Source organism: Nocardia sp. NPDC050413 (assembly GCF_040655475.1).
Classification (GTDB): domain Bacteria; phylum Actinomycetota; class Actinomycetes; order Mycobacteriales; family Mycobacteriaceae; genus Nocardia; species Nocardia coubleae.
This window is the reverse complement of the sequence record NZ_JBFAJZ010000004.1, coordinates 1-14,249: the sequence shown is the minus strand read 5'-3', so window position 1 is coordinate 14,249 and position 14,249 is coordinate 1. Positions and strand designations below refer to the sequence as shown.

Here is a 14,249-nt window from a genome sequence, read left to right as displayed (position 1 = left end):
AAACGAAAAGGCGGCCGCGTCCCGTGGGATCGCGGCCGCCTCGGCAGTGGAGTGTCGCTACTTGGCCTGCACGGTGGCGATGCGGTTGGTGAGCATGGTGACGAAGGGCGCGCGGGCGCGGGTCTGCTGCTCGAAGGCCAGCAGCTGCTCGAGCTCCTCGACGCTGAGCATGCGCAGGCGGGCGCGCAGCTGGGCCAGCGTCATCGAGGGGTAGTCGTAGCGGATGGCGACCTCGGGTGCCTCGACCTCCTCGGGCGCTTCCTCGGCGGCGGGTTCGACGGTCTCGTTCTCGGTCTCGAGCACGAGCAGCGACGCGGGCACGGCCTGACCGTTGGTCTGGGACCGGGGAGCGTCCTCGGCGAACAGGTCGAACTTGCTGGCGTGGCCGTTGGTCGTGGCGGCGGGCGCGAGATCCTCGTCGAAGGTCGCCCACTCCGGCTGCTCCTGCGCGGGCGAGCCGAACCGCTCGAACACGGCGTCGCCCTTGAGCGCGAGGCTGGTGACGAACTGCTGCACGTGCATGGTCGTCTGCAGCACGCGACTGATGGCGGTGATCGGGAATTGGACCGCGGCGACGGGCAGCCGCCGGGTCTCTTCTAAGGCGTATACGGCGGCGCCGGCGGCGACCCGAGCCAGAAACGGAGGTCGAAACATGGTCCCAGCCTGCCCCAAAGCGGCTGTGATGCAAAGATCCCGACCACCCTGATGTGATCTATGCCCCTTCGGCCGCCCCTGGCCACGCACGTAAGCTGTGCACTATGACCTCGGCAATCCCCTTGAACGTCGGTATCACGCGCTCGGCGAGCGCGGCGGATGCCGGTGCCAAGCGCGTGCTGCTGGCCGAGCCGCGCGGGTACTGCGCAGGCGTCGATCGTGCTGTCGAGACGGTCGAGAAGGCCCTGGAACAGCACGGCGCGCCGATCTATGTGCGCAAGGAGATCGTGCACAACCGGCACGTGGTCGAGACCTTACGTGAGCGCGGGGTGATCTTCGTCGACGAGACCGACGAGGTGCCCGAGGGCGCGCTCGTGGTGTTCTCCGCGCACGGTGTCGCGCCGACCGTGCACGAGACCGCCGCCGAACGCAACCTGCGCACCATCGACGCCACCTGCCCGCTGGTCACCAAGGTGCACCAGGAGGCCAAGCGTTTCGCCCGCGACGACTACGACATCCTGCTGATCGGGCACGAGGGGCACGAGGAAGTCGAGGGCACCGCCGGTGAGGCGCCGCAGCACGTGCAGCTCGTCGACGGCCCCGACTCGGTGGACCGGGTGACGGTGCGCGATCCGGCGAAGGTGATCTGGCTGTCGCAGACCACGCTGTCGGTCGACGAGACGATGGAGACCGTCGAGCGGCTGCGTCAGCGGTTCCCGACCTTGCAGGACCCGCCGAGCGACGACATCTGCTACGCCACCTCCAACCGCCAGACCGCGGTGAAAGCTATGGCGCCGGAATGCGATCTGGTGATCGTCGTCGGGTCGCGCAACTCCTCGAACTCGGTGCGGTTGGTGGAGGTGGCGCTCGGGGCGGGTGCGCGGGCCGCGCATCTGGTCGATTACGCCCGCGAGATCGACCCGGCCTGGCTCGACCGCGTGCGGACCGTCGGCGTCACCTCGGGTGCGTCGGTACCGGAGATCCTCGTGACCGGTGTGCTCGACCTGCTCGCCGAGCACGGCTTCGGTGAGGTGCAGCCGGTGACTACGGCCAACGAGACGTTGGTGTTCTCCCTGCCGCGCGAGCTGCGTCCCTCACGTCGCTGACAAACGAGAAATCCCCGCCGCTTTTATGATCGCGGCGGGGATTTTCGTGTGTTCAGAGGCTGTCGGGGCGGCGCCGTTCGGTGCGGGCGGAATCGGCGCGATCGCGGTAGCGCACATTCGGCTGCGGGTGCGGCGGTGCGTCGCCGCGCCTGCGGCTCGTGCGGGCCGGCTCGGGTTCGCGTGGGGCTGCCGCGCGTGGCGTACGCGGTTCGCGGGTGCGTGCGGCGGTCGGCGCGCGTTTCGGGTCGGCGCCGCGGGCCGGGCGACGCGCCGGGCTCGACAGATCGACCTCGGTATCCGGGTCGTCGAGGACGCCGGTCCGCCGCGGCCGCTTGCGCGCGGCCTCGGCCAGGTTCCGGGCCGCCGGTTCGGGGCGACGGCTCGTGGTCTTGCGGGCGCTTCGACGTTCCGTCGCCGGTCGCGCCGTGGCGGGCGCGCGCTTGGCGAGGGCGATCCGGACGCCACCGATCACGGCGACGAGCAGGGTGGCCAGCGCCATCGTCGGGAAGCGTTCGACCAGCGGGATGACCAGGTTCATCAGCACGTCCTTGATGGACGTGGTGCTCCGGCCGCCGAGCAGCTGACAGGCCACCGGAACAGCGACGAACAGCAGCAGCGGCGGCATCACCATGGTGGCGAACAGGCCACGCGCCCGCACCGCGCAGACCGCGAGCACACACCCGAGCACATAGAACACCGAGAACGTGGTGGTCGGGAAGTCTTCGTCGCCCAGGGCGTCGATCAGGAAGCCGAGCGTCGTCGCGCCGACGGCGAGCGCGATCGCCGCCCACGCGGCGATGCCGGGCACCGAGGGCATGATCGAACGTTGCGGCGCGGGCACCCGGGGTCGCGCACGTTGGGAAGCAGCCACCCTATGACACTAACCGCATGACGACCGTGTTGCGGTCGCGGCACGGAGAACTCAGCGGCGATCCTCGGCGTCGGCGAAGGCCACCACCCGGGGCCGGGTCTCGGCGAGCCGGATTGCCGGGAGCTCCTGATCGGCGATGCCGAGATCGTGCATCCGGCGCGCGGTGACCAGCACCCGCGACTCCACCGAACCGACGGCGGCGTTGAAAGCCGCTACGGCCTTACCGAGATTCAGGCCGAGGGTGTCGAGGTGTTCGGCGACCTTGCCGATGCGGGTGTAGAGCTCCTTGCCCAATTGCTGCACCGTTGCCATATCGCGCGAGAGGGCTTCCTGACGCCAGCTGAACGCGACCGTGCGCAGCAGGGCGATGAGCGTGGTGGGCGTCGCGAGGATCACGTTCCGGCCGAACGCGTACTCGAGCAGCTCGGCGTCGGTGGTCAGGGCGGCGTCGAGGAACGGGTCACCGGGGACGAACAGCACAACGAACTCCGGCGCCGGGTCGAAGGCCGCCCAGTACGCCTTGTCGGCCAGCTGGTCGACGTGGGCGCGCAGTTGCTTGGCGTGCCTGGTCAGTAATCGGGTGCGCTCGCCCGGATCCTCGCTGGTCGCCGCGTCCAGGTAGGCGGTGAAGGGAACTTTCGCGTCGACGACGATGTGTCTACCGCCCGCCAGCCGCACGACCAGGTCGGGTCGCACCGCGCCCCGGTCGTCGCCACCCGCCCGGGTGACCTGGGTGTCGAAATCGCAGTGCCTTGTCATGCCCGCCAGTTCCACGACCCGTTCGAGCTGGATCTCACCCCAGCGTCCACGTACCTGTGGTGCGCGCAGCGCGGCGACGAGTTGCCCGGTCTGATCGGAGAGTCGATGCGAGGTGCGCTGCATCCCCGCGACCTGTTCGCGCAGACCCGAATAGGCGTCGATGCGATGGTGCTCCACCTGCCGGATCTGCTGTTCGAGCGCGCCGACCGCGTCGCGCAGCGGGTCGACCAGCGCGCCGACGGCGGCCGAATGCCTGCGTGCGGCATCCTCGTTCGCCGCACGCAAGGACTGTTGGAGCAACCGCTGGTTGTCCTCGGCGGCGGCGAGCCGGGCTTCGGCGACCGCGGCGCGTTGCCCGCCGCGGGCCGCATGGCCCAACCAGCCGAGACCGAGGCCTGCGGCGAAAACCAGGACGAGCGCGACGAGCATCGAAGCGGTCATGGCGGCGATACTGCCCGAGGGCACCGACAAGTTCGCAATCCCCGGGCAACCGTGTCGGCGAAATGACACGGCTGTAGTGCGTCGATTGAATTCTGTCGGTGCACTGGCCTACGGTTCGCGGCATGCGGATCCTGCACACCTCCGATTGGCACATCGGGCGCACCTTCCACGGTGTCGACCTGCTGTCGGATCAGGCGCGCGCACTCACGGCCGTCGCCGACCTGGTCGCCGCCGAATCCGTCGACGTGGTGGTGGTTCCCGGCGACATCTACGACCGCTCCATTCCCGGGGCCGACGCGATCGCGGTGTGCAATCGCGGTTTCGAGGCCATCCGCGCCGCGGGGGCGACCATCATCGCCACCTCCGGCAACCATGATTCGCCTGCCCGGCTCGGTGCGGGCGCGAGCTTCGCGGCCGCCGGTGGGCTGCATCTGTGCACGCGGGTCGCCGACGTCGACAAACCCGTCCGTCTCGCCGACAGCCACGGTGAGGTGGTGTTCTACGGGATTCCGTACCTCGAGCCGGAGATCACCCGTGCCGAACTCGGTGTGCCGCAGGCGCGCTCGCACGAGGAGATCCTGCAGGCGGTGATGACGCGGATCAATGCCGATCTGAGGGGGCGGCCGGGGGCTCGGTCGGTGGTGCTCGCGCACGCGTTCGTCGTCGGCGGGGCGGCCACCGGGTCGGAGCGGTCGATCTCGGTCGGTGGGGTGGAGACGGTGTCGATGGCGGCCTTCGACGGCATCGACTACGTGGCGCTGGGGCACCTGCATTCGCCGCAGACACTGTCGGAGTCGGTGCGCTACAGCGGTTCTCCGCTGCCGTATTCGTTCGGCGAGAGCTCGCATCGCAAGGCGGTGTGGATCGTCGACCTGGACGAGACCGGGCTGGCCGAGGTGCGCCGTCACGATCTGCCGCTGGTGCGGGGGCTGAGTAGGCTCACCGGCACCCTCGAGGAACTGCTCACCGCCGACGAGCATCTCGGCGCGGTGGAGCATTATGTGTCGGCCACGCTCACCGACACCGCGCGGCCGGTCGATCCCATGCGCAAGCTGCGGGAACGCTTTCCGCATGCCGTGCACGTGGAATGGGTTCGGCCGGAGGGTAATCCGGAGTTGCGGTATCGCGAGCGAGTGCACGGCCGCCGCGACACCGAGGTGGCCGCGAGTTTCCTGTCCGATGTGCGTGGGGAACCGACCGAGGGGGAATTGGCATGGGTGGAACGAGCTCTGGCCGCCGCGGTGAGCGAGCCCGATGCGCCGAGCCCGGAACCACTGGCGGCGGAGCTCTCGGCGTGACCGGGGACGCCGCGTGAGACTGCACCGGCTGGAGATGACCGCGTTCGGCCCCTTCGCCGACACCACGGTCGTCGACTTCGACGAGCTCGGCGCCGACGGGCTGTTCCTGCTGCACGGGCACACCGGCGCGGGCAAGACCACGGTTCTCGACGCCATCGCCTTCGCGCTCTACGGCAAGGTGCCAGGTGCGCGCGGTGAGAGCAAACGCCTGCACTCCGACCACGCCGACCGGCTCACCCCACCACAGGTGAGCCTCGAGGCGACCCTCGGCGGTCGCAAGCTGCGACTGACGCGGGTGCCCGAGTTCGAACGACCAAAGCGCGATGGTTCCGGCACTCGGGTCTCCCAGCCCAAGGCCACACTCACCTGGCTCGACGGCAGCGGCGAGAACCTCTCGCGCATCACCGATATCGGCGACGAGGTGCTGCGGCTGCTCGGCATGAGCGCCGACCAGTTCTTCCAGGTGGTGCTGCTCCCGCAGGGCGATTTCGCCCGGTTCCTGCGGGCGGAGAACGAGGATCGCGAGAAGCTGCTCGAAAAGCTCTTCGACACACAGCGTTTCGGCACGGCCGAGCGGTGGCTGGCCGACCGCAGACGCACCGCCGAAGCCGAACTCGGGGTGCTGCGGCAGGGCATCGACCGGCTCATCACGAAGGTGGGAATGGCGGCCGGGTACGGCGGCGCGGAATCGGTCGGGCTGCCCGACGCGGTGAGCTGGTCGCAGGATCTGCTCTCCACGGCCCGCCGCGAACTGGCCGAGGCCCTCGCGAATACCGAACTGCGCCAGAAGGAGTCCGACGCCGCCCGCGCCGAAGCCGACGAGCAGCGCCGCATCACCGAACTCCATGCCCGGATGCGGGCGGCCAGGTCCGAACTCGAGGCCTACACCGCTGCCGCCCCCCACCGCGCGGCCCTGGAACGCGAACTAGACCAGGCTCGTCGCGCCGAACCGGTCGTCCAGGCTATCGATGAAGCTCGCACCATCGTCCGCGACCTGCGCCGCGCCGAAACCGCCACGCGCGCCGCCGCGACCGAACTGGCTACCCAGCTCCGCGCCGAAGCCGCTGCCGACCTACCCGGTCTCGACCTGCTGACCGTGATCACCGACGAGCCCGATGAGGCCCGACAGAACCCGCGAGCGGACGCGGCGGGGGATGCGGGTACGGCTTCCGGTCGCTCGACTGATACCGATGGAGAGACCGACCACCGCAGCGGTGCGAACGGCCGTGGCGTGCATGGTGCGAACGGCGGTGGCGTGCGCGACGCGTCATCAGGGGGCGTCGCGGCTGGTCCGGTGCGGGATGTCGCGGGAGATCTCGACGGGGCTGTCAGTCGGTGGAACGCGCTGATCGGCGTTCTCGGGGAGGTCCGGGCCGAGGCGGTGACCGCAAGGCAGCTGGCGGGGGATCTCACGGCGCACGAGGCGGAAGCCGAACGGTTGACGCGGCGGGCCGGGGAGCTGGCGCGCCGGCGCGAGGAACTGCCCGCGATGATCGCCTCGGCCCAGGAGCAGTTGCGGGAGGCGACCGATGCCGCCGCCGCGCTGCCGGGGTTGCGCAACGACCTGTCGAAATGGCAGGACTCGGCGGCCGCTGCCGTCGAATTGACCACCAAGCGACCGGCTCTGGACCGGGCGCAGGCCGAGCTCGACGAGGCACGGCGAGCCCACCTCGATGCGCGGGAGCAGGTGCTCGACCTGCGTTCACGACGCCTGGCGGGGATGGCTGCCGAGCTCGCGGGCGCGTTGGTCGATGGCGCGCCGTGCACGGTCTGCGGTTCCGCCGAGCACCCCGAACCGGCCCAGCCGACCGACGACGCCGTGTCCAAGGACGCCGAAGACGCCGCAGTGTCCGCCGAGCAGGCCGCCGAGGCCGCACGCGACCGAGTCGCCCAGCGCATCACCACCCTGGAACGCGAGATCGAAGCGCTCACCGCGCGCGGTGGCGCCGCCGATCCCGTCACCCTCGCCGACGCTGTCCGCACCGCCACGCATCGCTTCGAAGACGCCACCGACACCGCGAACCAAGCGACCGCCCTGACCGCGCGCCTCGAAACCCTGCGCGGCGAAGAGTCGGCCCTGCACGAGCAGTCCCGCGACCTCGACGCCCGCCTCGGCACCGTCACCGCCAATATCGCCACCACCCGCACCCGCCTCGACGAACTCACCGCCCGCCTGCGCACCGCGGCGGGCGCCGACACCTCCGTCGACGCCCGCGCCGCCCGCCTCGAATCCCTCATCACCGCAGCCACGGCCCTGCGCGACGCCCGGACCGCGGAATCCGCCGCCCGCACAGCCGTCACCCGCATCGCCACTCGCGTCGAAAACCTCGCGGCGGCAGCCGGATTCCTCCCGCGAGATGGGTCGCCGACGCCCGAGGAACCGGCCGCATATCACTCGACCGACACACCGGAATCCCCGGCTCGCTCGTCCCGAAACGTGGCTGCCACGGTGACGCCGACGCTGTTCGACCTCCTCGACGAGGAGGACGACGAAGAGCCGGCCGACGAGCCGGTCGCGCCGCGTGACGACATCGCCTTGCTCACCGCCTGTGCACAGGTCGTCGGAGCGGCTGCTCGGACAGCCCGGCAGCAGGCGGAGATCGAGGCCGAACTCACCGCCGCCGACCGGGCGCGGGCGCACGCCGAGGCAGTGTTGGCCGAGCCGGGGATTCAGGCTGTGGCCGAGCGGGTTCCGGGTGATCCGGTCGAATGGGAGCAGCGGTTCGCGCTGGCGCAGAATGCGCTCACTTCGGCGGTCGCCGCGCAGTCGGCGGCGACCGAGCGTGTCGCCCAGCTCGAACAGCTGAGTACCCAGCTCTGGGGTGAGATGGAGCGGATCGCGCCCAAGCAGCGGGAATTCGACGAGCTTGCCGGGTTGGCCGAGGTGGTGGCCGGGCGCGGTGAGAACAATCGGCGAATGTCGTTGCGGTCCTACGTGCTTGCCGCGCGGCTCGAAGAAGTGGCGGTGGCGGGTTCGGTGCGATTGCGCCGGATGTCGGGTGGCCGTTACGAATTCGTCCACTCGGACAAGGCCGGACCGCGCGGCAGGCGCGGCGGACTCGGACTCGACGTTCGCGACGACTACACCGGCTCCATCCGTTCGGCGAAAACCCTCTCCGGCGGCGAAACCTTCATGGCCTCACTGGCTTTGGCACTCGGCCTGGCCGACGTGGTCGCCGCCGAAGCAGGCGGCGTCACCCTCGACACCCTGTTCATCGACGAGGGTTTCGGCAGCCTCGACGCCGACACTCTCGACGCAGTCATGGGCGTCCTCGACGAACTGCGCGCGGGCGGCCGCGTAGTCGGCGTGGTCAGCCACGTCGACGAAATGCGCCAACGCATCCCCACCCGCCTCCACGTCCTACGCGGCCGTAACGGCTCTCACCTGAAAACCACCGTCGCCTGACCTACCCGACCGCAGCCACCTCCTTCGCGGGCGTCGGTTCGAAACCGGGCAGCCGACCGTCGAGGTAGGGGATCATCAGCTGGATCAGTGGTCCGATGCCGAAGGCGTACACGACGGTGCCGATCCCCACGCTGCCGCCGAGCAGCCAGCCGGTGACGAGGACCGATGTTTCGATGCCGGTGCGGATCGTCCACACCGACCAGCCGGTCCGGGCGACCAGGCCAGTCATCAGTCCATCGCGCGGTCCTGGACCCATTCCGGCGCCGATGTAGAGAACCGTCGCGGCGGCATTCACCACCACGGCGACAACCATGGCGAGCACGCGCAACCACAGCTGTTCCGCGGCCGGGATGATCCACAGGCCGACATCGACCGCCACCCCGATCACCACCACATTGCTGATGGTGCCGAGCCCCGGCCGCTGCCGCAGCGGGATCCAGGCGAGCAGGACGACCACGCCGGTCAGCGCGGTCACCATCCCGAAACTCAACGGCACGTGCTCGGCGACGCCCTGATGGAAGACGTCCCACGGATCGAGCCCGAGCCCGGCGCGGATCATCACCGCCATGGACGTCCCGTACAACCACAGACCCACATACAGGGCGACCAGGCGGCGAGTAAGCATGCGCACCATGGTGCGCGCTACTGGACCCTCATGGAAGTGCCAATTGTCGAATACTGGACTGGTGTATTGCCGTACAAGGGCCGGAGTACTTGCACTGGGCGACATGCATCCAGCCGCAGCACGGGCGCGCCGTCACGCTTCGTGCGTGAGCAACCACCGCTTGGCCTCGAGCCCCCACCGGAACCCACCGAGCGCCCCGCCGATCCGCAGCACCCGATGACACGGCACGAACAGCGCGGCCGCATTCCGCGCACAGGCATTCGCCGCCGCCCGGGTGGCCGCGGGCCGACCGGCCAGCCCCGCGAACTCGGTGTAGGTGACCGGCTCACCCGCGGGCACCTTGCGCAGGATTTCCCATGCGTGCGCGAGGAATTCACCCGACTGCTGACGCACCGGCACCGCGTCGATCACCGCGAGATCGCCCGCGTGATAGTCGAGAACCGCGCGCGTGACCTCGCCCAACGAATCCCGTTGCCGCAGTTCGGCCGGTCGCAGACTCGCGTGCACGAGACCGGCCAACCCGGTCGCGTCGGCGGTCCAGCCCGAAGCCAGGACCGCGCCGTCGGCGTCGACGAGGGAGGTGAACGGTCCGATCGGGGTGCCGACCGTGGCGTAGTCGGCGTGCGTGATGGTCATGATGTCTCTTTCCGTCAGGAGTACGTGGGCAGTGGGACGGCGCCGCGCTGCACGAGCGCCGTCTTCCACAGGTGCATGGACAGGTAGGAGCGCCAGGGCGCCCAGCGTTCGGTGTCGGTGAGGTCGATGTCCGCGAGGGCGGCGCCCTGGCGGACGACCAGGTCGGTATCGAGCAGGATGTCGGGGTCGGCGAGCGAGCGCATGATCACGTAGTCGGCCGTCCACCGGCCGACGCCGTCGAGGGCGAGCAGGTCGCGGCGCAGGTCGTCGGCGGTGCGGCCCGAATGCAGTACCAGTTCGCCGTCGGCGATCGCCCGCGCCGCCGACACGATGGCGGCGATCCGGCGGGCGGGCCCGGTCAACACCTCGGCGCCGTGTTCGGCGATGGCCGCCGGCGTGGGGAACAAGAGAGGGACCGGCCCGTCGATCCGCTCACCGAGTGCCTCGACCAGCCTGGCGGTGTGGGTGGCCGCTGCCCGCACCGAGATCTGCTGCCCGATCATGGTGCGCAACAACAGCTCCGGGCCGTCGAGACAACCAGGCACCCGGATACCCGGAGTGAACAGGGTTGTGTGGCCGCCGACCCGACCACCAGCCGACTCGGCGCGAACGTCGTGACCGTCGCCTGGTGCGACGTCCAGACCGGCGTCACCCCCACGCGCAGCGTCGGCGCCAGGCGCAGAGCCTGCACCAGCGGCACGCGCACCAGCCGCGCCGACGCCCGGTAGGAAGTCGGAACCGGCGATTCCCGACCCGAGGCCGACCGAGCCGATGCCCAACGTCTCATCGATACCGAGCGGATCGGCATCCAGATCGAGCAGATGCCGCACCCGGGCCACGGTCGGCGCCAGGTCACGCATGTCTCGCAGGGCCAGCTCCGCCCGCACATGTCCCGGTCGGAACGACAATCCGATGGTCGCGTGCCCGTGCGGCGTGCGCAGGCTGCGCGTGTACACCCCGTTCTCCCACAGCTCCATCCCCGGCACCGTGTGCGCGGACAGGAACCAGGCCAACCACCCGGTATCGAGCGGTTCGCGATACGGCAGCCGCAAGGTGAGCAGCCCGGGCGTGGCCGGTGCTTCCACGTCATTGCGCGGCGAGCGGCGCGATTCGGTGCGCATGGTCGTCGGGCTCACCGCGAACACCTCGCGCACGGTGTCGTTGAACTGGCGGATGCTGGCGAAGCCCGCCGCGAACGCGATGTCCGACATGGGCATTTCGGTGGTCTGGATCAGCAGCCGTGCGGTGTGCGCGCGGTGCGCCCTGGCCAGCGCGAGCGGTCCCGCGCCCAGCTCGGTGGTGAGCACCCGGGTCAGTTGCCGTTGTGAATAGCCCAGTGTGGCGGCGAGTTCGGGCACACCACCCCGCTCGATCACCCCGTCGCCGATGAGCCGCATGGCGCGGGCGGCCAGGTCGGCGCGCACGTTCCACAGCGGTGAACCGGGCGCGGCATCGGGGAGACAGCGCCTGCACGCCCGGTACCCCGCCTGCTGGGCCGCGGCGGCGGTGGGCAGGAACGACACATTGGTGCGCTTGGGCGTGATCGCCGGGCACGAGGGACGGCAGTAGATGCCGGTGGTGCGGACCGCGGTGAAGAACTGCCCGTCGAAACGGGAGTCGCGGGTCGACACCGCTCGGTAGCAGCGCTCGAAGTCCAAAGCCGTGATGGTCACGTTGTCCACAATGACAGCGCGCCCGGCCCAGTGCTAGCGGAAATCGGCCACCTATTCAGCAGCAGCGGTTGGTGGGGTTCCGCTCGGCTTCGGCATAGCGTTCACGCCAGTAGTCGCGTTCGGACGGGACCGGACGGTCCGGGTGGTTGCGGCGCAGATGGGCGACATACCGCTGGTAGTCCTGGCCGCCGTTGATCGCGCTGTACCACCGGGCCACCGAGCGCGCGCCCGTCCAGACCCGGAGCGCGAGGGCGCGGGCGGCCGATCCGATGGACCGCCCGCCCGCATCCCCGGCCGAACTCACGACACGTGCACCGATCCGGGCGCGGTCACCTTGCCCTCGGCGATGAGCACGTCCCACTCCTTCTGCACGTCCTTCTCCGCCTTCGTCGACACGAAACCGCTGGGGGAGAAGATCTTCGACGGCTGCTCCTCGGACTCGGAGCTGGTCACCTCACCGGTGCGGATCGCGCGCAGGCACACCAGCGCACCGACGACGGTCACGATGAGCACGAGCACCGCGAACACGATCGACAACGTGCCCTGGATGAAGGTGTTGCGGATCGCGATCTCCACCTGCTCCGGCGTCTTGGCCGTCAGACAGCCCTTGCCCGCGTCCTTGGCGGCCTGGCACAGGCTGTGCTGCTTCCAGTAACCGAGCTTGGGATCGGCGGAGAAGATCTTCTGCCAGGAGGCGGTCATCGTGACGATGAGGTCCCACACCAGCGGAATACCGGGGATCCACGCCCACTTCCACTGCCCGCGTTTGACGAGGATGGTGAGCACCACCGTCAGCGCGATCGCGGCCAGCAGCTGGTTGGCGATACCGAACAGCGGGTAGAGCGCGTTGATGCCGCCGAACGGATCGTTGACACCCATCAGCAGCACGCCACCCCAGCCCGCGACCACGAGCAGCGAACACACCCAGGCGCCGACCCGCCACGACGGATCACGGAACTTCTTGAAACCGCCGCCGAAGTTGCCGAGCGCGTCCGACACCAGGAACCGCGCGACGCGAGTGCCGGCGTCGATGGTGGTGAGGATGAACAGCGCCTCGAACATGATCGCGAAGTGGTACCAGAACGCCTTCATCGATTCGCCGCCGAGGAACTTGTGGAAGACCTCGGAGATGCCGACCGCCAGCGTCGGGGCGCCGCCGGTGCGCGAGATGATCGTCTGCTCACCGACATCCGATGCCGCGTCGGCGAACAGCTCCGGAGTCGCGGGCGGACCGTCGAGACCGAGCTTGTTGGTGTAGGCGGCAGCCGTCTCCGGCGTGCCACCGGTGAGCGAACCGGGCGCGTTCATGCCGAAGTACAGGTGCTGGTCGATGATCGAAGCCGTGATGATGGCCATCACCGCGACGAACGACTCCATCAGCATGCCGCCGTACCCGATCATGCGGGCATTGGATTCCTTGGCGAGCAGCTTCGGCGTGGTCCCCGAGGACACCAACGCGTGGAAACCCGACAGCGCACCACAGGCGATGGTGATGAACAGGAACGGGAACAGACTGCCCGCGAACGCCGGGCCCGTTCCGCTGGAAGCGAATTCCGACACCGCGGGCGCCTTCAGCACCGGCATGGTGATGAGAATGCCCGCGGCGAGCAGCACGATCGTGCCGACCTTCATGAACGTCGACAGGTAGTCGCGCGGCGCCAGCAGCAACCAGACCGGCAGCACCGAGGCGAAGAAGCCGTAGGCGATCAGACACCAGGCGATGGTGGTACGCGACAGGGTGAACCAGTCCGCGCCCCACTCGGTTTCCGACACCCAGCCACCGCCGACGATGGCGGCCAGCAGCAGCACGATGCCGATCGCGGACACCTCGCCGACCTGGCCCGGACGCAGGTACCGCAGGTACACACCCATGAACAGCGCGATCGGGATGGTCATCGCGATCGAGAACACGCCCCACGGGCTCTCGCCGAGGGCGTTCACCACGACCAGCGCCAGCACCGCGAGCAGGATCGTCATGATGGCCAGGATCGCGACGATCGCCGCGACACCACCGACGGCGCCGAGCTCGTCGCGCGCCATCTGGCCCAGGCTGCGACCACGCCTGCGCGTCGAGGCCCACAGCACCAGGTAGTCCTGCACCGCACCGGCGAACACCACACCGACGACGATCCAGATGGTGCCCGGCAGATAACCCATCTGAGCTGCGAGAACCGGACCGACGAGCGGACCGGCACCGGCGATGGCGGCGAAGTGGTGACCGTAGAGCACCCGCCGGTCCATCGGCATGAAGTCTTTGCCGTTGTCGTAGATCTCGGCCGGGGTGGCCACGTCGTCGCGCGGCTTGGTCACCTTCCATTCGATGAACCGGGCATAGAACCGGTACGCGATGACGTAGGTACACACCGCCGCGATCACGATCCACACCGCGTTCACGGATTCTCCGCGCGCTATCGCGAGATAGGTCCACGCGCCGGCGCCGAGCACGCCGATCCCCGCGAACACAGCCTTCTTCGCGGGCGTGATCGGCGTGCGATCGACGACACCGACCGGAGGCAAGTCCGGTTCGGTCCGCAGATATTCGATGGTCGTCGCCATTGACTCAACTCCTGTACAACGCGCAGAGCCTCGGGTGAAGCATCGACAACGTAGCCGATGTGCTCTGCGCGCCGGACAGGATCACACACGGTCGCGGCCAACATGAAATTTTGTTCAGTGTTGGTTGGAGCGCTGGCGCGCTCGAGTCGGCGGCCCCGCAAGTCCCGACGATCAGGCGCCGTTGCTTGCTCCTTCGTCGCCTACGCAACGGCACCTGATCGTCG

At 69.4% G+C, this 14,249-nt stretch carries 11 protein-coding genes; 3 read left to right on the top strand and 8 right to left on the bottom strand.

Going from position 1 to position 14,249, the window contains the following annotated elements; all coding sequences use genetic code 11:
* Window positions 1–57: 57 nt before the first annotated feature.
* Window positions 58–654, bottom strand: a complete 597-nt coding sequence (locus tag AB0I19_RS12355) for a lipid droplet-associated protein (RefSeq protein WP_357147780.1) — start codon at window positions 652–654, stop codon at window positions 58–60.
* 104 nt (window positions 655–758) lie between these two features.
* Here AB0I19_RS12355 and AB0I19_RS12350 point away from each other — a divergent pair, with 104 nt between their 5' ends.
* On the top strand, window positions 759–1,760 hold the full coding sequence (locus AB0I19_RS12350; RefSeq protein WP_357147777.1) for a 4-hydroxy-3-methylbut-2-enyl diphosphate reductase: 1,002 nt from the start codon (window positions 759–761) through the stop codon (window positions 1,758–1,760).
* Between the two features lie 52 nt (window positions 1,761–1,812).
* Here AB0I19_RS12350 and AB0I19_RS12345 read toward each other — a convergent pair whose 3' ends face one another.
* Entirely contained in the window at window positions 1,813–2,631 is an 819-nt protein-coding gene (locus AB0I19_RS12345) for a DUF6542 domain-containing protein (RefSeq protein ID WP_357147775.1), read from the bottom strand.
* Between the two features lie 51 nt (window positions 2,632–2,682).
* Window positions 2,683–3,831, bottom strand: a complete 1,149-nt coding sequence (locus tag AB0I19_RS12340; protein WP_067485693.1) for a DNA recombination protein RmuC — start codon at window positions 3,829–3,831, stop codon at window positions 2,683–2,685.
* A gap of 122 nt (window positions 3,832–3,953) precedes the next feature.
* On the opposite strand from AB0I19_RS12340, the gene AB0I19_RS12335 reads away from it, so the two are divergent.
* Window positions 3,954–5,129, top strand: coding sequence for an exonuclease SbcCD subunit D (locus AB0I19_RS12335; RefSeq protein ID WP_357147772.1), 1,176 nt, complete (start codon window positions 3,954–3,956; stop codon window positions 5,127–5,129).
* A 13-nt stretch (window positions 5,130–5,142) separates the two neighbouring features.
* A complete protein-coding gene (locus tag AB0I19_RS12330; RefSeq protein WP_357147769.1) occupies window positions 5,143–8,535 on the top strand; it encodes an SMC family ATPase in 3,393 nt (1,130 codons plus the stop codon).
* Window position 8,536: 1 nt separating this feature from the next.
* On the opposite strand, the gene AB0I19_RS12325 is transcribed toward AB0I19_RS12330, so the two are convergent.
* The 5 genes from AB0I19_RS12325 to AB0I19_RS12305 form a co-directional block, all read right to left on the bottom strand.
* Entirely contained in the window at window positions 8,537–9,160 is a 624-nt protein-coding gene (locus AB0I19_RS12325; protein ID WP_357147767.1) for a hypothetical protein, read from the bottom strand.
* Window positions 9,161–9,292: 132 nt separating this feature from the next.
* Window positions 9,293–9,796 (bottom strand): methylated-DNA--[protein]-cysteine S-methyltransferase, encoded by a 504-nt coding sequence (locus tag AB0I19_RS12320; RefSeq protein ID WP_357147764.1) that lies wholly within the window; start codon window positions 9,794–9,796, stop codon window positions 9,293–9,295.
* A 14-nt stretch (window positions 9,797–9,810) separates the two neighbouring features.
* Window positions 9,811–11,478, bottom strand: a complete 1,668-nt coding sequence (locus AB0I19_RS12315) for an Ada metal-binding domain-containing protein (RefSeq protein ID WP_357147762.1) — start codon at window positions 11,476–11,478, stop codon at window positions 9,811–9,813.
* 46 nt (window positions 11,479–11,524) lie between these two features.
* Window positions 11,525–11,773, bottom strand: coding sequence for a YbdD/YjiX family protein (locus tag AB0I19_RS12310; RefSeq protein ID WP_357147759.1), 249 nt, complete (start codon window positions 11,771–11,773; stop codon window positions 11,525–11,527).
* On the bottom strand, window positions 11,770–14,025 hold the full coding sequence (locus AB0I19_RS12305) for a carbon starvation CstA family protein (protein ID WP_357147756.1): 2,256 nt from the start codon (window positions 14,023–14,025) through the stop codon (window positions 11,770–11,772). The genes AB0I19_RS12310 and AB0I19_RS12305 overlap by 4 nt, the downstream gene beginning before the upstream one ends.
* Window positions 14,026–14,249: the final 224 nt, after the last annotated feature.